The 21706-nt window shown below is 67.6% G+C and carries 19 protein-coding genes; 18 read left to right on the top strand and 1 reads right to left on the bottom strand.

Translation table 11 applies throughout. The features are described from left to right. The first annotated feature begins 88 nt into the window (after positions 1-88). Positions 89-886 (top strand): ATP-binding cassette domain-containing protein, encoded by a 798-nt coding sequence (locus DWF00_RS23525; protein ID WP_114831064.1) that lies wholly within the window; start codon positions 89-91, stop codon positions 884-886. 104 nt (positions 887-990) lie between these two features. On the opposite strand, the gene araD is transcribed toward DWF00_RS23525, so the two are convergent. Beyond that, complete coding sequence (gene araD / locus DWF00_RS23520) at positions 991-2727, bottom strand: L-arabinonate dehydratase (RefSeq protein ID WP_114831065.1); 1737 nt, start codon at positions 2725-2727, stop codon at positions 991-993. Between the two features lie 319 nt (positions 2728-3046). Between araD and DWF00_RS23515 the strand changes: the two genes are divergently transcribed. From DWF00_RS23515 to glpD, 17 genes are all read left to right on the top strand, one after another. Next, entirely contained in the window at positions 3047-3736 is a 690-nt protein-coding gene (locus DWF00_RS23515; RefSeq protein ID WP_114831066.1) for an amino acid ABC transporter permease, read from the top strand. Further along, positions 3733-4389: an amino acid ABC transporter permease gene (locus DWF00_RS23510; protein WP_114831067.1), complete on the top strand. Its 657-nt coding sequence runs from the start codon at positions 3733-3735 to the stop codon at positions 4387-4389. The genes DWF00_RS23515 and DWF00_RS23510 overlap by 4 nt, the downstream gene beginning before the upstream one ends. A 52-nt stretch (positions 4390-4441) precedes the next feature. Next, entirely contained in the window at positions 4442-5227 is a 786-nt protein-coding gene (locus DWF00_RS23505; RefSeq protein ID WP_114831068.1) for a transporter substrate-binding domain-containing protein, read from the top strand. Positions 5228-5305: 78 nt separating this feature from the next. Beyond that, positions 5306-6373, top strand: a complete 1068-nt coding sequence (locus DWF00_RS23500) for a sugar phosphate isomerase/epimerase family protein (RefSeq protein WP_114831069.1) — start codon at positions 5306-5308, stop codon at positions 6371-6373. After that, entirely contained in the window at positions 6370-7419 is a 1050-nt protein-coding gene (locus tag DWF00_RS23495; RefSeq protein ID WP_114831070.1) for a hydroxyacid dehydrogenase, read from the top strand. The genes DWF00_RS23500 and DWF00_RS23495 overlap by 4 nt, the downstream gene beginning before the upstream one ends. Positions 7420-7462: 43 nt before the next feature. Further along, positions 7463-8104, top strand: coding sequence for a bifunctional 4-hydroxy-2-oxoglutarate aldolase/2-dehydro-3-deoxy-phosphogluconate aldolase (gene eda, locus DWF00_RS23490; RefSeq protein WP_114831071.1), 642 nt, complete (start codon positions 7463-7465; stop codon positions 8102-8104). A 320-nt stretch (positions 8105-8424) separates the two neighbouring features. Continuing rightward, positions 8425-9696, top strand: a complete 1272-nt coding sequence (locus tag DWF00_RS23485) for an ABC transporter substrate-binding protein (protein WP_181832790.1) — start codon at positions 8425-8427, stop codon at positions 9694-9696. A 28-nt stretch (positions 9697-9724) separates the two neighbouring features. Continuing rightward, on the top strand, positions 9725-10678 hold the full coding sequence (locus DWF00_RS23480; protein ID WP_425453173.1) for a carbohydrate ABC transporter permease: 954 nt from the start codon (positions 9725-9727) through the stop codon (positions 10676-10678). After that, on the top strand, positions 10671-11537 hold the full coding sequence (locus DWF00_RS23475; protein ID WP_114831073.1) for a carbohydrate ABC transporter permease: 867 nt from the start codon (positions 10671-10673) through the stop codon (positions 11535-11537). The genes DWF00_RS23480 and DWF00_RS23475 overlap by 8 nt, the downstream gene beginning before the upstream one ends. An 11-nt stretch (positions 11538-11548) precedes the next feature. After that, positions 11549-12655, top strand: coding sequence for an ABC transporter ATP-binding protein (locus DWF00_RS23470; RefSeq protein ID WP_114831074.1), 1107 nt, complete (start codon positions 11549-11551; stop codon positions 12653-12655). Further along, positions 12652-13416, top strand: a complete 765-nt coding sequence (locus DWF00_RS23465; RefSeq protein ID WP_114831075.1) for an SDR family NAD(P)-dependent oxidoreductase — start codon at positions 12652-12654, stop codon at positions 13414-13416. The genes DWF00_RS23470 and DWF00_RS23465 overlap by 4 nt, the downstream gene beginning before the upstream one ends. Positions 13417-13564: 148 nt before the next feature. Then, the gene (locus DWF00_RS23460; protein ID WP_114831076.1) at positions 13565-14713 is read left to right on the top strand and encodes a mandelate racemase/muconate lactonizing enzyme family protein; all 1149 of its coding nucleotides are present in this window, start codon (positions 13565-13567) and stop codon (positions 14711-14713) included. A 28-nt stretch (positions 14714-14741) separates the two neighbouring features. Continuing rightward, positions 14742-15518 (top strand): HpcH/HpaI aldolase family protein, encoded by a 777-nt coding sequence (locus DWF00_RS23455; protein WP_114831077.1) that lies wholly within the window; start codon positions 14742-14744, stop codon positions 15516-15518. A gap of 27 nt (positions 15519-15545) precedes the next feature. Further along, positions 15546-16982 (top strand): NAD-dependent succinate-semialdehyde dehydrogenase, encoded by a 1437-nt coding sequence (locus DWF00_RS23450; RefSeq protein WP_114831078.1) that lies wholly within the window; start codon positions 15546-15548, stop codon positions 16980-16982. Between the two features lie 45 nt (positions 16983-17027). Next, positions 17028-18731, top strand: coding sequence for an IlvD/Edd family dehydratase (locus DWF00_RS23445; RefSeq protein WP_114831079.1), 1704 nt, complete (start codon positions 17028-17030; stop codon positions 18729-18731). A gap of 262 nt (positions 18732-18993) precedes the next feature. Further along, positions 18994-19770, top strand: a complete 777-nt coding sequence (locus DWF00_RS23440; protein ID WP_114831080.1) for a DeoR/GlpR family DNA-binding transcription regulator — start codon at positions 18994-18996, stop codon at positions 19768-19770. A gap of 220 nt (positions 19771-19990) precedes the next feature. Continuing rightward, entirely contained in the window at positions 19991-21556 is a 1566-nt protein-coding gene (gene glpD / locus DWF00_RS23435) for a glycerol-3-phosphate dehydrogenase (protein WP_114831081.1), read from the top strand. The last annotated feature ends 150 nt before the right edge of the window (positions 21557-21706 follow it).

The raw sequence follows: 21706 nt of genomic DNA, 5'->3' as shown, positions 1-21706 counted from the left end.
AAGCAAATGATTTCTGGCCGACACCTCACCCTGCCCTCTCCTTACAGGAGAGGGTTCCCCGCGCCCGCCATGCCGGCCGGAGCGAAGCATGATCCAGACCGAACCGGGCCGCTTGCCTGTCCCACTCATAGAGATGCGCGACATCTCGATCGCTTTCGGCGGCATCAAGGCGGTCGACAGCGTCAGCGTCGACCTGCATCCCGGCGAGGTCGTCGGGCTGCTCGGCCATAACGGCGCCGGCAAGTCGACCCTGATCAAGATCCTGTCGGGCGCCTATCGCGCCGATTCCGGCGAGATCCTCATCAGTGGCGAGCCGGTCGCGATCGCCTCGCCGCGCGACGCCAAGCGCCACGGCATCGAGACGATCTACCAGACGCTGGCGCTGGCGGATAACGTCGACGCCGCCGCCAACATCTTCCTCGGCCGGGAATTGCTGACGCCCTGGCGCACGCTCGACGATTCCGCCATGGAGGCCGAGACGCGCAAGGTGATGGGCCGGCTCAACCCGCATTTCCGCCGCTTCAAGGAGCCGGTGAAGGCGCTCTCCGGCGGCCAGCGCCAATCGGTCGCGATTGCCCGCGCCATCTACTTCAACGCCCGCGTGCTGATCATGGACGAGCCGACGGCGGCGCTCGGCCCGGCCGAGACCAAGCAGGTCGCCGACCTGATCCTTGAGCTGAAGAAGCAGGGCATCGGCATCTTCCTGATCAGCCACGACCTGCACGATGTCTTCGACCTCGCCGACCGGGTCAGCGTGATGAAGAACGGCCGCGTCGTCGGCACCGCGCGCACCAGCGACGTGACGCAGGACGAGGTGCTGGGGATGATCATCTCGGGCAAGTGCCCGGCGGGGGCGGTGCCCGGGCCGGGTGCGTTGCGGGGGTAGTCGACGCGCTCGCCGTCATTGCGAGCGTAGCGAAGCAATCCAGGGGCCACCGGGCGCCCCGTCCCCCTGGATTGCTTCGCTACGCTCGCAATGACGGGAGAGGCTCAGGAGAAGCGCGCCTCCGGGTCCGGGATCGTGCCCGGCCTGGCCAGGAAGTCGAGGTCGCAGCCCTCGTCGGCTTGCAGCACGTGCTCGATATGGAGCGAGCCGAAGCCGCGCTCGTAATGCGGCGGCGGGGCGACCCAGGCCTTGCGGCGCTCTTCCAGCTCGGCCTCGTCCACCAGCAGGTCGAGCACGCGGCCCTCGACGTCGAGCGAGATCAGGTCTCCGTCGCGGACGAAGGCGAGCGGGCCGCCGACGCGGCTCTCCGGGCAGACATGCAGGATGCAGGTGCCGTAGCTGGTGCCCGACATGCGGGCGTCGGAGATGCGGACCATGTCGCGCACCCCCTGTTCCAGTAGCTTCTTCGGGATCGGCAGCATGCCCCATTCCGGCATGCCGGGCGCGCCGACCGGGCCGGCATCCTGCAGCACCAGCACGCTGTCCGCGGTCACCGGGAGATCGGGATCGTCGACGCGGGCGAGCATGTCCTTGAAGTTGCGGAAGACCACGGCCGGGCCGGTATGCTTCTGCAGCTTCGGATCGGCGGCGGCGCGCTTGATCACGGCGCCGCGCGGGGCGAGGTTGCCGCGGATGACGACGAGGCCGCCGGCGCCGTAGACCGGGTTCTCCGCGGTGCGTATGACGTCATCATTATAGACTGCGGCGTCGGCGATGTTCTCGCCGAGCGTCTTGCCCGTGACTGTCATGCAGGAGAGGTCGAGATGGCCCTCCAGCCGCTTGAGCAGGGCGAGCAGCCCGCCAGCGTAGAAGAAATCCTCCATCAGGTAGGAGCCGCTCGGCTGCACGTTGCAGATCACCGGCACGGATTCGCTGGCGGCGGCGAAATCGTCGAGCGTCAGTTCCAGGCCGAGCCTTCGCGCCATCGCGATCAGGTGGATCAGCGAATTGGTCGAGCCCGACAGCGCCATGTCGGCGATGACGGCGTTGAGGAAGCTGGCGCGGCTGACGACGTCCTTCGGGCGCAAATCCTCCCAGACCATCTCGACGATGCGGCGGCCGCACAGCGAGGCCATCTGCGAATGGCGCGCGTCGACCGCCGGGATCGAGCTCGCGCCGGGCAGCGTCAGGCCGAGCACGTCGGCGAGGCTCGTCATGGTCGAGGCGGTGCCCATGGTGTTGCAGGTGCCGGGCGAGCGGGCCGTGCCCTCGCCGAAGGCCCGCCAGGTCTTCTCGTCGATCTTGCCGGCGCGGAAATCGGCCAGCGCGCCCCAGGTGCTGGAGCCGGTGCCGAGCATCCACTTCTCGCGGAAATGGCCGCGCAGCATCGCGCCGGCCGGCACGAAGATGGCGGGGATGTTCATCGAGGCCGCGCCCATGATCAGGCCGGGCGTGGTCTTGTCGCAGCCGCCGAGCAGCACGACGCCGTCGATCGGGTGCGAGCGCAGGATCTCCTCGGCGTCCATGGCGAGCAGGTTGCGGTAGATCAGCGTGCTCGGGCGCACATAGGTCTCGCCGACGCTGAGCGTCGGCATCACCACCGGGAAGCCGCCCTCCTGCCAGATGCCGCGCTTGATCTCCTCGATGCGCTGCGGAAAATGCGTGTGGCAGCTATTGAGGTCGGACCAGGTCGAGAGGATGCCAATGACCGGCTTGCCCTGAAAGTCCTCGCTGGTGAAGCCCATCTGCTTGGTGCGGTAGGACTTGTGGTTGCCGGGTTGGCCGGAGGCGCCGAACCATGTCTGGCTCCTGAGGTCCTTGAGCTCGATTTTCCTGGTCATTCCGTGCCGTCGCGAGTGAGGGAGAGCCGATGCGGCAGCGGGTCTTCGTCCCGGCGCGCCTGTTTCCCGCGGCACCGCAATCGCGCTGGCGCAGCCGGACAGCACCACTAAGGGCTCGGCCCCAGACATTGTCAACAAAATAGTTGACTAAGATGGTGCCATCAACGAAGCTGCCGCCAACATAACAGGAGATGGCGCATTGCAACGACCATCGGCTCGGGCGGAACAGGCGGGAGTGGCAGGAGCCGGCGTGGCAGCCGGCACCGCTGCACATGCGCGCGCCGTTCCGCTCCCCTTCGCCAACGTCTGAGGCCGGGCGATGGACGGAAGCTTCGATTTCAACTCGGTCTTTGCCGCGTCCGACCAGCTGCTGCTCGGCGCCGGGCTGACGCTGCAACTGACCGTCGAGGCGGTCGTGCTCGGCATGATCGTCGCGGTGGTCGGCGCCTGGGCCAAGACCAGCGGCCCGAACTGGGCCAAGAGCGTGGTCAACGTCTATGTCGAGGTGATCCGCAACACGCCCTTCCTGCTGCAGCTCTACTTCTTCTTCTTCGGCCTGCCGGCGCTCGGCTTCCGGCTGACGCCGAACCAGGCGGCACTGCTGACCATGGTGATCAATCTCGGCGCCTATGCGACCGAGATCGTGCGGGCCGGCATCGAGGCGATCCCGCATGGCCAGACCGAAGCCGGCAAAGCGCTCGGCTTCCGCCCCCTGCAGATCTTCCGGCTGATCATCCTGCCGCCGGCGCTGCGCATCATCTACCAGCCGCTCGCCGGGCAGTTCACCATGGTGCTGCTGGGCTCCAGCGTGGTCTCCGCGATCTCGGCGAACGAGCTGACCTCGGTCGCGAACTCGATTCAGGCCGCGAACTTCAAGACCTTCGAGACCTACCTCGTGGTCAGCTTCATGTACCTGCTGATGGTGCTCGCCTTCCGGGCTCTGTTCAACGCGATCTACACCCGCAGCTTCGGCAGCGACGGGCAGGTCCAGCGGGTTCCCGGCCTATGATCCGCGACCTCAACGTCAACGACTTCCTCTACATCCTGTCGGCGGCGCGCTGGACGCTGCTGCTCTCGATCCTGGCGATCGCCGGGGGCGGCGTCGTCGGCGCCGCCATCCTGGCCGGCCGGCTGTCGCGGCTGAAGTTCGTCCGCGTCATCGCCTTCGGCTACATCCAGTTCCTGCAGGCCACGCCGCTGCTGATGCAGCTCTTCCTGGTGTTCTTCGGCGGCACCATGATCGGCATCCGCTTCGACCCCTGGACGGCGGCGCTGATCGCCTTCAGCCTGCATGCCTCGGCCTTCCTCGGCGACATCTGGTACGGCAGCGTCGAGGCCGTGCCGCGCAGCCAGTGGGAAGGCGCCTATTCGGTGGCGCTGTCCCGGCCGAAGACCTTTCGGCTGGTGATCGCGCCGCAGGCCCTGCGCATCGCGGTGGCGCCGACCGTCGGCTTCCTGGTGCAGCTGATCAAGGGCACCTCGCTCGCCTCGATCATCGGCTTCGTCGAGCTGGTCCGAGCCGGGCAGTTCATCAACAACTCCACGCTGAAGCCGCTCTTCGTCTACGGTTTCGTCGCCTGCATCTTCTTCGCGATCTGCTGGCCGCTGTCGAAGTGGAGTCAGGGCCTCGAGGCCAGGTTGGCCAGGGGTTACGGCCGATAGGCGAGACACAAGAAACCGCGCCTTGGGAAACGAAAACTACGGGAGGACCACAATGTTCAGAAAAGCATTCATCGCAATCTCGATGGCCGCCACCGCCCTGTTGGCAACCGCGCCGGCCAAGGCGCAGACGGTCGACGAGATCGTCAAGCGCGGCGAGATCGTCATCGGCATCGACCTGACCAACCCGCCCTGGGGCTTCCTCGACGAGAAGCAGGAGCCGACCGGGTTCGACCCGGCCTATGCCAAGCTCGTCGCCGACAAGCTCGGCGTGAAGCTCAAGATCGAGCGGGTGAACAGCCCGGGCCGCATCCCGTTCCTGCAGAGCGGGCGCATCGACCTCGTGCTCTCGACGCTCTCGATCACCGCCGACCGCGCCAAGCAGGTCTGGTTCACCTCGCCCTACGCGCCGAACCCGCTGATCCTGATCGGCGCCAAGGCCACGCCCTTCAAGTCGATGGGCGACCTCAAGGGCCAGCGCATCGCCGTGCCGCGCGGCAGCCCGCAGGACATCACCGTGACCCGCGACGCGGTCGGCGCCACCGTGCTGCGCTTCGAGGACGATGCCAGCGTGCAGCAGGCGCTGCTCACCGGCCAGGCCGACTTCATCGGCGGCGGCCTTTTGACCCCCGCCGCGCTCAACAAGATGGCGCCGGGCAAGGACTACGAGGGCAAGTTCACGCTGAACGCGCTCTACATGGGCATGGCCGTGAAGAAGGGAAATTCCGACCTGCTGCAATACCTGAACACCTTCGTGTTCCTGACCAAGCAGAGCGGCGAGATCGACACGCTGACCCGCAAGTACCTGAACGTGCCGGTCGGCGAACTGCCGGTGTTCTAAGCGGCGGCGCCTGATTTCCACGACGATCGCCCGGCGCGCGCTTCGGCCTGCGCCGGGCTTCCCATGAAAGATCCCATCATGCGCACCATCAAGGGGCCGGGCCTGTTCATCGCCCAGTTCATCGATGCCAACGAGCAGCTCTCGACGCTCGACGGGATGTGCGCCTGGGCGGCCTCGCTCGGCTTCAAGGGATTGCAGGTCCCGACCTGGCAGAGCCATATGCTCGACCTCGCGAAGGCGGCCGAGAGCCAGGCCTATTGCGACGAATTTCTGGGCACGCTGGCCAGGCATGGGCTGGAGCTCACCGAGCTGACCTGCCAGCGCCACGGCCATCTGCTCGCGGTCCATCCGGCCTATGACGCAACGGTGGACGGGTTCGCGCCTGCGGCCGTGCGGGGGAATCCCGAGGCGAGGGCGGAGTGGGCCAAGGGCCAGCTCCTGCTTGCCGCCAAGGCGGCGCGGCAGCTCGGCGTCGACAAGATCGTCAGCTTCAGCGGCTCGCTGCTCTGGCCCTATTTCTATCCCTATCCGCCGGCGCCGGAAGGGCTGGTCGATGCCGGGTTTCGCGAGCTGGCGCGGCGCTGGCGGCCGATCCTCGACGCCTACGACGAAGCGGGCATCGACCTGTGCTTCGAGCTGCACCCGTCAGAGGACCTGCACGATGGCGCGACGTTCGAGCGCTTCCTGGCGCTGGTCGACGGGCACAAGCGCTGCAACCTGCTCTACGACCCCAGCCATTTCCTGCTGCAGCACATGGATTATCTCGGCTTCATCGAAATCTACCATGAGCGGATCAAGGCCTTCCATGTGAAGGATGCCGAGTTCAGGCCTTCGGCCCGCAGCGGCGTCTATGGCGGCTACCAGGACTGGGCCGGCCGGCCCGGCCGCTTCCGCAGCCCCGGCGACGGGCAGATCGACTTCCGCACGATCTTCTCGCTGCTCACCGCCCATGGCTACGATGGCTGGGCCTGCCTGGAATGGGAATGCTACCTGAAGGACCGCTATCGCGGCGCCGCCGAAGGCGCGGCCTTCATCGCCGGCCATATCATCCCGGTGACCGAAGCGGCCTTCGACGCGACGATGCGGCCGGCGATCGACGAGGCGCAGATCGGCGCCGTGCTCGGCCTGGGAAAGCCGGCGCGATGAGCAAGCCGGTCATCCTGCTCGATCCGCATCCGCGCCTGCGCGAGCGCATCTTCGACGCGGGGCAATGGCAGCGCCTGAACGAACTTGCGGATGTCATCGAGGACGCGGCCGCGCCGATACCCGACGCAGTCGTCGAGCGCTGGCTGCCGGAGGCGGTGGCGATCATCGGGCAGACGCCGCTGCCGGCCGAGCGGATCGCGCGGGCGCCCAAGCTTCGGGCGCTGATCAATGTCGAGGGCAATTTCTACCAGAACGTCGACTACCTCGCCTGCTTCGCGCGCGGCATCTCGGTGCTCTCGATCGCGCCGGCCTTCGCCGTTCCGGTGGCTGAGATGTCGCTAGCGCTGGCGCTCGATCTCGCGCGTGGCGTCACGACCGCCGACGCATCGGTGCGGGCCGGCGGCGAGCTCTACGGCTCGGCCGGCAATGCCGGGGCGGTGCTGCTGAGCGGGGCGCGGGTCGGCATCATCGGCTACGGCAATATCGGCCGTGCCTTGCACAAGCTGCTCGCCGGGTTCTCGGCTCAGGTGCAGATCCATGATCCCTGGCTGCCGGACAACGTGCTGCGCGAGGAGCAGGCCGAGCCGGTCTCGCTGGAGACGCTGCTCTTAAGCTCGCAGGTCATCTTCATCCTGGCCGGCGTGACCTCGGAGAACCAGGGCTTCCTCGGCCAGCGCGAGCTGGAGCTGATCGCGCCCGACAGCATCGTCGTGCTGGCCAGCCGGGCCGGCGTGATCGATTTCGACGCCTTTGCGGATCTCGCGGAAGCCGGGCGCTTCAGGGCGGCCACCGACGTGTTTCCGACTGAGCCGCTGCCGGCCGACAGCCCGATCCGCCGGAGTCGGCTGCTGCTCTCGCCGCACCGCGCCGGCGGCATGCCAGCGGCGATGCGGGCGATCGGCGAGATGGTGCTCGACGATCTCGGCCTGATCCTGCGCGGCCTGCCGCCGGTGCGGCTCCAGCCGGCGCGGCGCGAGACCATCCTGAAGCTGCGCAGCCCGCCGGCGCAGAGCTACGCCAAGCCCGTCATCGCCAAGACGGCCTGACGACCAGGCCAGCCCTCTCCCTCCCCAACCAGAGACCATCGCCATGACCAAGACCACGCTTTCCGCCCTGATTGGCAAGGCCGCCCCGCTGATCCCGGTGCTGCATGTCGAGAACGCCGACCATGCCGAGCCGCTGGCCGAGGCGCTGGTCAGCGCCGGCATCGTCACGCTGGAGGTAACCTTGCGCACCGCCGCCGGGCTCGAGGTGATCTCGCGGATGCGCAAGGCGTTCCCGCAGGCGATCGTTGGCGCCGGCACCGTGACCAAGCCGGAACAGCTGGCGCAGGTGCGCGATGCCGGCGCGCTCTTCGCGGTGAGCCCGGCGCTGACCGAGCGCATGGCCGAGGCGGCCGCCAAGATCGCCATCCCCTTCCTGCCCGGCGCGGTGACGCCGACCGAGATCCTGACGGCGCGCGAGCTCGGCCTGCACGAGCTGAAATTCTTCCCGGCCGACATCATGGGCGGCATCGGCGCGCTGAAGCACTACCTGCCGCTCTTCCCGGATGTGAGCTTCTGCCCGACAGGCGGCATCAGCGACGCCAACGTCATGACCTATCTCGACCTCGACAACGTCTTCACCGCCGGCGGCGCCTGGCTGGCGCCGCGCGACCTGATCGAAGCCGCCGACTGGACGCAGCTCCACGCGCGCGCCAAGGCGTCGGTCGCGGTGGTCGCGAAGGGCTGATCGCCTCACCGCTTCTCCCGGACGACCGGCTGCACTTACCGTCATGCTCGCCCTTGTGGCGAGCATCCACGTCTTGACCACGGTCCTCGACCAGCGAAGACGTGGATGGTCGGGACAAGCCCGACCATGACGGGGAGAGCAACCCGTCGACAGGAGGCGAAAAGTCGTCACCTTTATTATCAACGAAATTCTTGACAATCTATTCGACGACCTCTAAGGACTCGGCTCAGAAGATGAGTGCCACCCTGCCGGCCCCCTGGGAGCCGCAGGCCATGCGCCGCAAGCGCCGGCACCGCCCCCGAGGATCGCAGGAGGACATCATGAAAGCATCGCTGTTTCGCACGACCGGCCTGGCGCTCCTCGCCGCCTGTCTCGCGCAGGCTCCCGCCACCGCAGAGCCGCGCCTCACCGTCATCTCGCAATGGAGCGCAGGCTCCGAGGGCGCGGCGATGGACGCCTTCGGCAAGATGGTGACCGAGAAGGGCGTGAAATGGGAGCATAGCCCCGTTTCCGGCTTCACCACCGACATGATGAACAAGCTGCGCGCCGACATCATCGCCGGCAGGCCGCCCGCCGCCTCGCAGCTCAAGGGCCCGGAGATCAAGGCCTGGTCGGCGATCGGCGCGACGATCAACCTGAACGACGTCGTCAAGGCCACGGACTACGAGAAGAACATCTCGGCCGACCTCGCCAAGATCCATAAGCCCAAGGGCGACTGGATCGCGCTGCCGCTGCAGATCTACCGCGTCAACACCCTCTTCGCCTCGAAGAAGGCGATGGACAAGATCGGCGCGACCGAGCTGCCCAAGACCTGGGACGAGTTCAACGCGCTCTCCGCCAAGATGGCGGCCGCCGGCATCACGCCCGTCGCCCATGGCGGCATCGGCTGGGCCGACACGATGTATTTCGAGCTGGCGCTGGCCGGCATCTCCGCCGACGCCTACCGCAAGGCGATCATGGAGCTCGACGACAAGAGCCTGCGCGGGCCGGAAGTCCTCGCCGCCTTCAAGCAGCTGCGCCAGCTCACCAAATGGATGAACCCGGCCAATGCCGGGCAGCACTGGAGCGTCTTCCTGCCGGCGCTGATGAAGGGCGAGTACGGTTTCCTGATGATGGGCGGCTGGGCATCCGGCGTGCTCAAGAAGGGCAACTTCGAAGAGGGCAAGGACTTCCTCTGCGGCGCCACGCCGAACAATACCGGCAAGCCGGTCTTCGACATGAACGCCGACGGCATGATCTTCTGGGACACGAAGAACGCCGATCTCCTCGCCGGCCAGAAGGCGACGGCGCAGGTGGCGATGAGCAAGGAATTCGCCAAGGCCTTCACCCAGATCAACGGCTCGATCCCGGTCCGCACCGATATCGACCTGTCGGATGCCGGCTTCCAGGACTGCCAGCGCGACGCCGCCAAGAACCTGTCTGGCGCCATCGCCGCCAACCAGGCGATCATGAGCCTCGGCCACAACATGGCCCAGACCAGCCCGGTGACGGCCGCCCTGCGCGACGTGCTGACCGAGTACGTCCACAACGACAAGATCACGCCGGAAGAGGCGCAGAAGCGCCTCGCCGACGCCGCCGACACGGTTCGCTGAGCCAACGCTTCCAACCCCGGAGGCCGCGATGAGCGAGACCGCCATCACGATGCCCGGGCAGGCGCGCCCTGCCCGGCCGGTGCCGCGCCGCTCCTGGCTCAGCGAGATCCCGGATCTGCTGACCCGGATCGTCGCGGGCGTGATCGCGACTGCGGCCGTCGGCTACGTCGTCGGCTTCACGCTCTGGACCGTGCTGATCTCGTTCACCGACTCGACGCTGCTGCCCGAATACAACTTCGTCGGCTTCAAGCACTACTGGCAGCTGCTCAACAGCCGGATCTGGCAGGTCGCCTATCTCAACCTGACGATCTACGGGCTCGGCTTCATCCTCGGCGCGACCGGCGTGGGCCTGCTGCTGGCGATCCTGATCGACCAGAAGATCCGCGGCGAAAACGTGCTGCGCACGATCTACCTCTACCCGATGGCGCTCTCCTTCGTGGTGACGGGAACGGTCTGGGCCTGGCTGCTCAACCCGACCATCGGCGTCGAGCAGTTTGTGCGCGGGCTCGGCTGGACGCAGTTCAAGTTCGGCTGGCTGGTCGACCGCGACCTCGCGATCTACTGCGTGGTGATCGCGGCGATCTGGCAGGCCTCGGGCTTCGCCATGGCGCTGTTCCTGGCCGGATTGCGCTCGCTCGACGGCGATCTCTACAAGGCGGCCGCGATCGACGGCGCCAGCCCGGCGCGGATGTACCTGCGCATCATGGTTCCCGCGATCTGGCCGATCGTGGTCTCGGTGCTGGTGATCCTGCTGCAGACCGCGATCAAGACCTATGACCTCGTCAGGGCGCTGACCGCCGGCGGCCCGGGCATCGCGACGACGCTGCCGACCAATGTCGTCTACGACTACATGTTCCAGCGCGGGCTGATGGGCGCCGGCTCGGCCGCGGCGGTGATGCTGCTGCTCTCGCTGCTGATCGTGCTGCTGCCCTACGCGATCTTCCAGCGCCTGCGGCGCGGCAAGGGAGGCGGACATGGTTGAGGCCCGCTCGCTCTCGGCGCTGGGCAGCCGCGCGCTGCTCTACGCCATCCTGATCGCGTTTGCGGCCTTCTACCTGACGCCGCTGATCGTGGTGATCCTGAACTCGTTCCGGAGCTTCCAGGAGATCACGCAGACTTCGGTGCTCGGCTTCCCGCAGCAGTTCCGGTTCGACAACTGGGCCCAGGCCTGGGGCTCCTACTGCATCGCCGGCATCTGCTCGGGCATCAAGCCCTACATGTGGAACTCGCTGATGATCGCGATTCCGGCGACGCTGATCTCGACGCTGCTCGGGGCGATGAACGGCTACCTGCTCTCGCTCTGGCGCTTCAAGGGCGCCAACCTGATCTTCGGCATCATCACCTTCGGCGTCTTCCTGCCGGCGCAGATGAAGCTCGTTCCCTGGGCGATCACGCTGCGCAATCTCGACCTGTCGAACACGGTGACCGGGCTGATCCTGATCCATGTCGTGCAGGGCATGAGCTTCACCACCCTGTTCTGCCGCAACTACTACGTGAACGTGCCGCAGGACCTGATCAAGGCGGCGAAGGTCGACGGCGCCGGCTTCCTGCAGATCTTCCGGCGCATCATCCTGCCGCTCTCGCCGCCGATCCTGATCGTCACCGTGATCTGGCAGTTCACCGGCATCTGGAACGAGTTCCTCTATGGCATCACCTTCTCGGAGGGCTCGGCCCGGCCGGTGACGGCGGCGCTGATGGCGCTGAGCGCCAACATCGCCCAGGCCCGCGAATACGGCATCGAGAGCGCCTCCGTGCTGATCGCCGCCCTGCCGACGCTGCTGGTCTACCTGTTCGGCGGCAAATACTTCGTGCGCGGCCTGACGGCCGGCGCGGTCAAATAAGGCAAAAAGCCATGTCAGCTCTCTCCGTCGAAGGCCTGCGCGTCCGCTTCGGCTCGGTCGAAGTTCTCAAGAGCGTCGACCTCGCCATCGAGAGCGGCGAGTTCATCGTGCTCGTCGGCCCGTCCGGCTGCGGCAAGTCCACGCTGCTCAACGTCATCGCCGGGCTCGAGCAGGCGACCGAGGGCAGGATCGAGATCGGCGGCCGCGAGGTCACCGGCGTTCCACCGAAGGACCGCGACATCGCCATGGTCTTCCAGACCTACGCGCTCTATCCGGCGATGACGGTGCGCGGCAACATCACCTTCGGCATGGAGTGCCGCGGCGTGGCCAAGGCCGAGCAGCAGGCGGCCGTCGCCCGCGTCGCCAAGCTGCTCCAGATCGAGCACCTGCTCGACCGGCGGCCGGCGCAGCTCTCCGGCGGCCAGCGCCAGCGCGTCGCCATGGGCCGGGCGCTGGTGCGCGACCCCGTGCTCTTCCTGTTCGACGAGCCGCTCTCCAACCTCGACGCCAAGCTGCGCGTCGAGATGCGCATGGAGATCAAGCGCCTGCACCAGCGCATCGGCACCACGATGGTCTACGTCACGCACGACCAGGTCGAGGCGATGACGCTGGCGACGCGCATCGCCGTGATGAATGGCGGCCATATCCAGCAATTCGCCGATCCGCAGACGATCTACGACGAGCCGGCCAACCTCTTCGTCGCCCGCTTCATGGGCTCGCCGCCGATGAACGCGCTGCCGGCCAAGCTCGTCGCCTCCGGCAGCGAGATCGCCGCGATGGTCGGGCCCGATGCGGCCACGGCCGTGCCGCTGCCCAACGCCACCGCGGCGATGAAGGGCTGGGTCGGCCGCGAGGTCGTGCTCGGCATCCGGCCGGAATGCATCACGCTGCCCGACGGCAAGCAGGACACCAGGCCGGGCCCGAGCCTTCCCGCCACTGTCGAGATGATCGAGCCCACCGGCGCCGAGACCATGGCGCTGATCCGCGTCGGCCAGAGCGAGGTGATGGCGCGGATGCGGCCCGATGCCCGCCCGGCCGTGGGCTCGACCGCGAGCTTCGCCATCGATACCGCCAAAGCCTGCCTGTTCGACCCCAAGACCGAAAGCCGGATCGCATGACACCCCGCGGACACTATCCCGACCTCGCCGGCCGCGTCGTCCTGATTACGGGCGGCGCCTCCGGCATCGGCGAGACGCATGTCCGCGCCTTCGCGGCGAGCGGGGCCAAAGTCGCCTTCATCGACAAGCAGGACGAGGCCGGCAAGGCGCTGGAAAGAGAATTGCAGGCCGGGGGCGCGACCGTCTCGTTCGTCCAGTGCGACCTGCTCGACATCGACGCGCTCGGCGCGGCCATCGACCGCGTCGGCGAGACGCTCGGGCCGGTGCACGGGCTGATCAACAACGCCGCCGTCGACCAGCGCCACGAGATCGGGACGATCAAGCCTGACGATTTCGACTGGATGATGAACGTCAACCTGCGCCACGCGATCTTCGCGGCGCAGCGCGTGCTGCCGCAGATGCGCACGCTGGGCGGCGGCTCGATCGTCAACACCAGCTCGGTCGCCTGGATGCGCGGCATCGCCAATGTGCCGCTCTACAGCGCCGCCAAGGCGGCGATCATCGGCTTCACCAACTCGCTGGCGCGCGCCGCCGGGCCCGACCGGGTCCGCGTCAACGCGATCGCGCCGGGCTATGTCGCGACGCCCCGGCAGCGCGCGCTCTGGCATGACGCGGAAGCGGAGAAGCGCACCATCGCGCTGCAATGCCTGCCCGACGCGATCGAGCCGCAGGACATCGCCGAGACAGCCCTGTTCCTGTGCTCGGACGCGGCGCGGATGATCACCAAGCAGTGCATCACGATCAACGGCGGCTCGCTCTAGGCATGTCCAAGGCGCAACCGCCCAAGGCCTAAATCTGTTCGCCAATATTGTTGACAAAAAAGTTGATGATGACAGGATCGCCGGAGGTTGAGCGGCTTCATGCCGGACACGCCATCCGCGCCTCCGCCAAAAACGAAGGAAGCCAGCGATGACCAAGATCCGCGCCGTGCGCGCCCGCAGCATCAGCATCCCCCTGGACAAAGTGACCTCGCTCTCCAGCCGCCGTGTCTCCGAGCGGCACTACGGCGTCGTCGAGGTCGAGGGCGATGACGGCCATACGGGTATCGGCTTCTGCTATGTCGGCAGCGCCGGCGGCGGGCTGTTCACCGAGGCCGTGCGCGCGCTGCTGGCGCCGGTGCTGATCGGCGAGGACCCCTATCGCGTCGAGGGCCTCTGGTCGGCGATGTACCAGGAGGCGCTGCTGCAGGGCCGCGCCGGCATCGTGGTGCGCGCGATCAGCGCGCTCGACACCGCGATCTGGGACCGCAACGCGCGTGCCGCCGGCCTGCCGCTCTACAAGTTCCTCGGCGCGGTCAAGGACAGCGTCCCGGCCTATGCCAGCGGCGGCTACTATGTCGACGGCAAGACGCCCGAGCATCTCGCCGACGAGATGGGCGGCTATGTCGACGAGGGCTACAGCGCCGTGAAGATGAAGGTCGGCCGCTTCGGCCTGGCCGAGGAGGAGGAACGCATCGCCGCGGTGCGCGAGCGCATCGGCCCCGACGCGATCCTGATGCTCGACGCCAACAACGCCTGGTCGGACCTGCCGACGGCTTTGCGCTTCGCCCGGATGTACGAGCAGTACGACCCCTATTTCCTCGAAGAGCCGTTCAGCCCGGACGATATCGACAACCACGTCCGGCTGGCGCAGCAGGTCTCGATGCCGATCGCGACCGGCGAGATCGAGGTCGGGCGCTGGCGCTTCATGGAGCTGATGAGCAAGGGCGGCGCCGCGATCCTGCAGACCGACGCCTGCGTCTGCGGCGGCATCAGCGAGTTCCGGCGCATCGCCGCGACCGCCGCGAGTTTCGGCATCACGCTGTGCCCGCACTGGTTCCACGACCTGCACGCCCACCTCGTCGCCTCGACGCCGAACGCACGCTATGTCGAGTTCTTCGCCGACGACCAGGTGCTCAACTTCCGCCGCCTCGTCGACACCCAGCTCACCGTGCGCAAGGGCATGATCGACCTGCCGCAGCGGCCGGGCCTCGGCTTCGACTTCGACGCCAAGGCGCTCGACACATACGCGATGGGCCCCTGGGCCGAGTTGCGCTTCGCCGCCGGCAAGGCCGCCTGACCTCCCCGAACTGACTGGAAGACAGCCCATGTCGAACGCGACCTTGCAGCCGAACCTCTTCAAGCGCGGCCTCGCCGAAGGCAAGCGCCAGCCCGGCCTCTGGCTGACGCTGGAGAGCCCGAACGCAACCGAGATCCTCGCCGGCTCCGGCTATTCCTGGATGCTGCTCGACATGGAGCACACGCCGGTCGACGCCTCGCAGGTCGCCCACCATCTGCGTGCCGCTCGCGGCGGCACGGCCGAACTCGTGGTGCGCATCCCCTGGAACGAGCCGATCATGATGAAGCGCCTGCTCGATGCCGGCGTGCGCTCCTTCATGGTGCCCTTCGTGCAATCGGCCGAGGAGGCCCGCGCCGCCGTCGCCGCGACGCGCTATCCGCCGCATGGCATCCGCGGCGTCAGCGGCAACATGCGCGGCAACAACTACGCGCGCATCAAGGACTATGGCGAGCGCTACCATGAGGAGCAGTGCATCATCGTCCAGATCGAGACGCCGGCGGCGGGCGCCGCGATTCCCGAGATCGGCGCGATCGAGGGCGTCGACGGCATCTTCGTCGGCCCCAACGACCTCGCCGCCAATATGGGCCTGTTCGGCAAGCCGGGCGCGCCCGAGGTCCGGGCCGAGATCGACAAAATGGTCGGCGTCATCAAGAAGACCGGCAAGGCTCCCGGCATCCTGAATTTCAACGTCGCCGAGGCGCGCGAGCTCTTCACGCAGGGCTATAGCTACATCGCCGTCGGTTCTGACACCGCAATCCTGGCCCGCCGCAGCGAAGCTCTGCTCGCCGAGATCAACGCGGCCTGAGCCGCCTTCCCCATCGAGGACCGCACCATGTACGCCGCCAGCCTGTTCATCGACGGGGCCTATATCGAGAAAACCGGCGCCGACCGGATCGAGGTCCTCAACCCCGCGACCGAGGAGACCCTCGGCTCGGTGCCCTCAGCCGGCCCGGCCGAGGTCGAGGCGGCGCTGGCTGCGGCGCAGCGCGGGTTTGAGGTCTGGCGCAAGACCGTGCCGTGGGAGCGCTGCAACGTGCTGCGCAAGGTCGCCTCCCTGCTGCGCGAGCGGCAGGAGCTGATCGCCCGCCTGCTGACCATGGAGATCGGCAAGCCACTGCCGGAGGCGCGCACCGAGGTCGCCGTCTCCGCCGAGTATTTCGACTATTGCGCCGACGAGGCGCGCCGCCTGCACGGCTATACGCTCGATGGGCGCACGCCCGGCGCGCGCTTCGAGATCTCGCATGAGCCCGTCGGCGTCGTGCTGGCGCTGGCGGCCTGGAATTTTCCGATCAGCCTGGCCTCGCGCAAGCTCGCCATGGCGCTCGCCGCCGGCTGCACGGTGATCCTGCGCCCGGCCGAGGAGGCGCCGGCCTGCGTCGCCGAGCTGGTGCGCTGCTGCCATGATGCCGGCCTGCCCAACGGTGCCGTCAACCTGCTCTTCGGCTCGCCGGAGCAGGTCGTAGTGCCGCTGATGGCGGCGCCGGCCGTGCGCAAGCTCAGCTTCACCGGCTCGACCCGCGTCGGCCAGCTGCTGATGCGGCAGGCGGCGGATACGGTGAAGCGCATCACCATGGAGCTCGGCGGCCACGCCCCCTTCATCGTGCTGGGCGATGCCGATGTCGAGAAGGCGGCGACTGCCGCCGTCGGCGGCAAGTACCGCAATGCCGGCCAGGTCTGCACCTCGCCGAGCCGCTTCTTCGTGCACGAGACGATCGCCGACGCCTTCACCGAAAAGATGGCGGCGAAGGCGCAGGCGCTGCGCCTCGGCAACGGGCTCGACGACGGCGTGGTGATGGGGCCGCTCGCGACCGCCCGCCAGCGCGACCGGGCCGAGCGCCTGGTCGAGGACGCCGTGGGCAAGGGCGCGACGGTGGCCAGTGGCGGCAAGCGCCCGGCCAGCCTCAACCGCGGCTTCTTCTTCGAGCCGACCGTGCTGACCGACCTCCCTCCCGATGCTTCGATCCTCTCCGACGAGCCCTTCGCGCCGGTGGCGGCCGTGGTGCGCTGCGCCAGCGCCGACGAGGCGATCACGCGAGCCAACGCAGTCGAGTTCGGCCTTGCCGGCTATCTCTTCGCCAGCTCGAAGAGCGCGATCGACCATGTCACGCGCGAGTTGCAGGTCGGCGTGCTCGGCGTCAACACGACCGTCGTCGCTGTGCCTGAGGCGCCGTTCGGCGGCATCAAGCAGAGCGGCTTCGGCCGCGAGGGCGGCGCTGAGGGCGTGCGCGAATACCTCAACACGAAATTCGTCCATAACGCTCCGGCCTGAGCTATCAGGCCGGACGATAAATGGCTCTAGGGATGGTGCTGCGGCATGAGCGATAACGAACCGAAGCGGCGCGGCATTGCCGGGGGCCTGACCAATTACGGCGATCCCGAATTCGCCGCCTATCTGCGCCGCTCCTTCGCGCGCTCGATGGGCTATTCGAACGAGGCGCTGGCGCGGCCGATCGTCGGCATCGCCAACACCTATAGCGGCTTCAACAATTGCCACCGGCACTTCCCGGAGCTGCTCGAGGCGATAAAGCGCGGCGTGCTGATGGCCGGCGGCCTGCCGGTCGAGTTCCCGACGATCTCGCTCGGCGAGGTCTTCCTCAACCCGACCAGCCTGAAATTCCGCAACCTGATGGCGATGGGCACCGAGGAGATGATCCGGGCTCAGCCGATCGACGCGGTCGTGCTGATGGGCGGCTGCGACAAGACCGTGCCGGCGCAGCTGATGGCGGCGCTCTCGGCCAATGTGCCGACCGTGCAGCTCGTCGCCGGGCCGATGTCGACCGGGCGCTACAAGGGCGAGCGGCTCGGCGCCTGCACCGATTGCCGGCGCTTCTGGGCGCGCTTCCGGGCTGGAGACATCGACCGGGAGGAGATCGAGATGGTCGAGGGCCGGCTGGCCACGACCGCCGGCACCTGCGCCGTGATGGGCACCGCCAGCACCATGGCCTGCATCGCCGAGACGCTCGGCCTGTCGCTGCCGCGCTCGGCGGCGATCCCGGCCGTGCATGCCGACCGGCTGCGCTGCGCCGAGGAGAGCGGCAAACGCGCGGTGGAACTCATCGGCACGACGACGCTGCTGCCGAAGCAGATCGTCACCGAGAAGTCGCTCGAGAACGCCTGGCGCATGCTGCTGGCGATCTCCGGCTCGACCAATGCCGTGGTGCACCTGACCGCGATCGCGCGCCGGGCCGGCGTCAAGGTCGACCTCAACCGGCTGAACCAGCTCTCGGACGAGACGCCGGTTCTGGTGAACCTGAAGCCGGTCGGCGACAACTACATGGAGGATTTCTTCGCCGGCGGCGGCGTGCCCGCCGTGCTGAAGGAGCTCCGCGACCTGATGCACCTGGACTGCATGACCGTCACAGGCAAGACGCTGGGCGAGCTGATCGACGAGCCGCTGGTCGACCAGGTCGACCGCAGCATCGTGCGCCCGCGCGCCGAGCCGGTCGATCCCGATGGCGGGCTCGTCGCCGTGTTCGGCACGCTGGCGCCGCGCGGCGCGATCGTGAAGCGGGCCGCGGCCGAGAAGCGCTTGCTCGAGCATGAGGGCCGGGCCGTGGTGTTCTCCTCGCTGGAGGACCTCGCGGCGCGGATCGACAGCCCCGAGCTCGACGTCACCGCCGACGATATCCTGGTGCTGCAAAATGCCGGCCCGCGCAGCAGCGCGGCGATGCCGGAGGCCGGCTACCTACCGATCCCGCGCAAGCTCGCCTCGAAGGGCGTCAAGGACATGGTCCGCATCTCCGACGCGCGCATGTCCGGCACCGCCTATGGCGCGATCGTGCTGCACGTCGCACCGGAAGCCGCGGTCGGGGGGCCGCTGGCGCTGGTGCGCAACGGCGACCGGATCAGGCTCAGCGTCGCCGAGCGGCGGCTCGACCTGCTGGTCGACGAGACCGAGCTGGAGGTTCGGCGCAAGGCGCTGCCGGCGCCGCCGGTCGTGACGCGCCGCGGCTACGACCGGCTCTACGACGAGCATGTGCTCCAGGCCGACGAGGGTGTCGATTTCGATTTCTGCTAGCTCCTTTCCTTCTCCCCTTGCGGGAGAAGGTGGCGCGCAGCGCCGGATGAGGGGTCGCGCCACCCTTTCCGAATGTCGATGATGCCACCCGCCGACGCTGCCATCGTCGCGCAACCCCTCATCCGTCAGCGCTTCGCGCTGCCACCTTCTCCCGCAGGGGGAGAAGGGGAAGCCGCTTGCCGGCCAACTCTCAATTTCGCATTCGTTCGCAGCGTGGTTTCATGGCAAACCGAAAGCGCAGCGAATGTGAAAGCGAAACTCCATGGACCAGTTCAGCACGCCCCGGCAGGCCGAGATCCTCGACACGGCCCGGGCGCTGGGGCGGGTCAGCGTCGACGATCTCGCGGCGCGCTTCGAGGTCAGCCCGCAGACGATCCGCAAGGATCTCAATGAGTTGTGCGACCGCAAGCTGATGACGCGCGTCCATGGCGGCGCGGTGATCGCCTCAGGCGTCGAGAATGTCGCCTATGAAGCCAGGCGCTTCATCTCGCAGCCGGAAAAGCGCGCGATCGGCGAGGCGGCGGCAAAGCTGATTCCCAACAACGCCTCGCTCTTCATCAATATCGGCACCACGACCGAGGAGGTGGCCCGCGCCCTGATGCAGCATGAAGGGCTGCTCGTCATCACCAACAACCTCAATGTCGCGACGCTGCTCTATCGCCAGCCGAAGATCGAGGTCGTGGTCGCCGGCGGTCCGGTCAGGCGAGCCGATGGCGCGCTGATCGGCTCGGCTACGGTCGATTTCATCACGCAGTTCAAAGTCGATTATGCCGTGATCGGGGCCTCCGCCATCGACGACGACGGGGCGCTGCTCGATTTCGACATCCGCGAAGTGCGCGTCTCGCGCGCGATCATCGACAATGCGCGCCAGGTCATGCTGGTCGCCGACCGGATGAAGCTGGAGCGCGCCGCGCCGATCCGCATCGGGCATCTCGGCGAGGTGGATGTCTTCGTCACCGACGAGTTGCCCTCACAGACCCTGCGTGCGCTCTGCAAGACGGAAGCCGTCCAGCTTGTCGAAGTCGGGCGGCAGGAGTGACGCTTAGAGCATGGCGCGAAAAGGGGGGAACCGGCTTTTCGCGTAAGCCATGCTCTCACTTTTGGTGAAGATCACGTTTTTCTAGCGCGCTTGGACGTTCGCATTGGTTCGCTTGAGTTTCGTTATTTTCGGATTGCTTTCGTTTAATAGTTCACATATGATCGAAGCATCGCCAAAGTGAAAGTCAACCGAACCTGAAAGGTTGGCTCAAGGAGACGTCGTGAACGCCGTTCATCCCAATCCTGGAGCCCCCTTCGATCTCGCCGTCATCGGCGGCGGCGTGAATGGCTGTGGCATTGCCCGCGACGCCGCCGGGCGCGGCGCTTCCGTCGTGCTGTTCGAGCAGAACGACCTCGCCAGCGCGACCTCCTCGGCCTCGACCAAGCTGATCCATGGCGGGCTGCGCTATCTCGAGCATTACGAGTTCCGGCTGGTGCGCGAGGCGCTGATGGAGCGCGAGGTGCTGTGGCGCATGGCGCCGCACATCATCCGTCCCTTGCGCTTCGTGCTGCCGCACCATGAGGGCCTGCGCCCGGCCTGGTTGCTCAGGCTCGGCCTCTTCCTCTACGACCATCTCGGCGGGCGCAAATTGCTGCCGCCGACGCGCACGCTCGACCTCGGCCGCGAGGCCGCCGGCCAGCCGCTGAAGAACGGCCACGCCAAGGCCTTCGAATATTCCGATTGCTGGGTCGAGGATTCGCGCCTCGTCGTGCTGAACGCGGCTGACGCGGCCGCGCGCGGCGCCGATATCCGCACCGGCACCAAGGTGGTCTCGGCCGAGCGCAAGGACGGGCTGTGGCAGATCGTGACCGACCGCGACGGCCGGCGCGAGACCACCCTGGCCAAGGCGCTGGTCAATGCCGCCGGCCCCTGGGTCGGCGAGGTGCTGAACGGCATCGTGCGCTCCGAGACCAAGGCCGCCGTGCGCATGGTCCAGGGCAGCCATATCGTGGTGCGCAAGCTGTTCGACCATGACCGCTGCTACATCTTCCAGAACGGCGACGGGCGCATCGTCTTCGCCATTCCCTATGAGCGCGACTTCACGCTGATCGGCACCACCGACCGCGACTATCGCGGCGATCCGAGCCAGGTCGCGATCACCGCCGAGGAGATCGACTATCTCTGCACCGCCGCGAGCGAGTATTTCCGCGAGCCGGTGACCCGCGACAAGGTGGTCTGGACCTATTCCGGCGTGCGCCCGCTCTACGACGACGGCGCATCAAAAGCCCAGGAGGCGACGCGCGACTACGTGCTGACCCTCGACGCGCCGGAGGAGCAGGCGCCCCTGCTCTCGGTGTTCGGCGGCAAGATCACGACCTACCGCCGCCTGGCGGAAGCGGCCATCGAGAAGTTCGGCCCCCATGCCGATTGGGCGCAGCGGCCGGCCTGGACGAAGCTGGCGAGCCTGCCGGGCGGCGATTTCCCGGTGACCGGCTTCGACGCGCTGGTCGAGACGATCGGCGCCAACCATCCCTGGCTGAAGCGCAGCACGATCGCGCGGCTGGCGCGCGCCTATGGCACCAAGGTCCACGAGCTCCTGGCCGGCGCGCAGGCCTGCTCCGATCTCGGCCGGCATTTCGGCGCCGATCTCTACGAGCTCGAAATCCGCTACCTGATGCGCGCCGAGTTCGCGCGCCGGGCAGCGGATGTGCTCTGGCGCCGCTCTAAGCTGGGCCTGCGCCTCTCCGATACGCAGCGCCAGGCGCTGGACGACTTCATGCGCGTTGCGGCGGCATCGCCGACAGGGATTGCCGCGCAGCCGGTCAAGATGAAGAAGATCGCCTGAGCCAGTGGGGTCAGGCGAGCGGGTCTCTTTCCTTCTTCCGGATGGGAGAAGGTGCCCCGGCAGGGGCGGATGAGGGCCCGGGGGTAAACCAGCTACCACACCGTCATGCTCGGCCTTGTGCCGAGCATCCACGCCTTGCGGCGTCTCAGC

The sequence above is a fragment of the Allobosea caraganae genome (genome assembly GCF_003351345.1).
Classification (GTDB): domain Bacteria; phylum Pseudomonadota; class Alphaproteobacteria; order Rhizobiales; family Beijerinckiaceae; genus Allobosea; species Allobosea caraganae.
Note: the sequence above shows the minus strand (reverse complement) of the source record. Positions and strands in the feature narration are given on the sequence as shown.

Coding starts and splice junctions, on each gene's coding strand:
- DWF00_RS23525 (WP_114831064.1), top strand. CDS start 89: ATGATCCAGACCGAACCGGGCCGCTTGCCTGTCCCACTCATAGAGATG.
- araD (WP_114831065.1), bottom strand. CDS start 2,727: ATGACCAGGAAAATCGAGCTCAAGGACCTCAGGAGCCAGACATGGTTC.
- DWF00_RS23515 (WP_114831066.1), top strand. CDS start 3,047: ATGGACGGAAGCTTCGATTTCAACTCGGTCTTTGCCGCGTCCGACCAG.
- DWF00_RS23510 (WP_114831067.1), top strand. CDS start 3,733: ATGATCCGCGACCTCAACGTCAACGACTTCCTCTACATCCTGTCGGCG.
- DWF00_RS23505 (WP_114831068.1), top strand. CDS start 4,442: ATGTTCAGAAAAGCATTCATCGCAATCTCGATGGCCGCCACCGCCCTG.
- DWF00_RS23500 (WP_114831069.1), top strand. CDS start 5,306: ATGCGCACCATCAAGGGGCCGGGCCTGTTCATCGCCCAGTTCATCGAT.
- DWF00_RS23495 (WP_114831070.1), top strand. CDS start 6,370: ATGAGCAAGCCGGTCATCCTGCTCGATCCGCATCCGCGCCTGCGCGAG.
- eda (WP_114831071.1), top strand. CDS start 7,463: ATGACCAAGACCACGCTTTCCGCCCTGATTGGCAAGGCCGCCCCGCTG.
- DWF00_RS23485 (WP_181832790.1), top strand. CDS start 8,425: ATGAAAGCATCGCTGTTTCGCACGACCGGCCTGGCGCTCCTCGCCGCC.
- DWF00_RS23480 (WP_425453173.1), top strand. CDS start 9,725: ATGAGCGAGACCGCCATCACGATGCCCGGGCAGGCGCGCCCTGCCCGG.
- DWF00_RS23475 (WP_114831073.1), top strand. CDS start 10,671: ATGGTTGAGGCCCGCTCGCTCTCGGCGCTGGGCAGCCGCGCGCTGCTC.
- DWF00_RS23470 (WP_114831074.1), top strand. CDS start 11,549: ATGTCAGCTCTCTCCGTCGAAGGCCTGCGCGTCCGCTTCGGCTCGGTC.
- DWF00_RS23465 (WP_114831075.1), top strand. CDS start 12,652: ATGACACCCCGCGGACACTATCCCGACCTCGCCGGCCGCGTCGTCCTG.
- DWF00_RS23460 (WP_114831076.1), top strand. CDS start 13,565: ATGACCAAGATCCGCGCCGTGCGCGCCCGCAGCATCAGCATCCCCCTG.
- DWF00_RS23455 (WP_114831077.1), top strand. CDS start 14,742: ATGTCGAACGCGACCTTGCAGCCGAACCTCTTCAAGCGCGGCCTCGCC.
- DWF00_RS23450 (WP_114831078.1), top strand. CDS start 15,546: ATGTACGCCGCCAGCCTGTTCATCGACGGGGCCTATATCGAGAAAACC.
- DWF00_RS23445 (WP_114831079.1), top strand. CDS start 17,028: ATGAGCGATAACGAACCGAAGCGGCGCGGCATTGCCGGGGGCCTGACC.
- DWF00_RS23440 (WP_114831080.1), top strand. CDS start 18,994: ATGGACCAGTTCAGCACGCCCCGGCAGGCCGAGATCCTCGACACGGCC.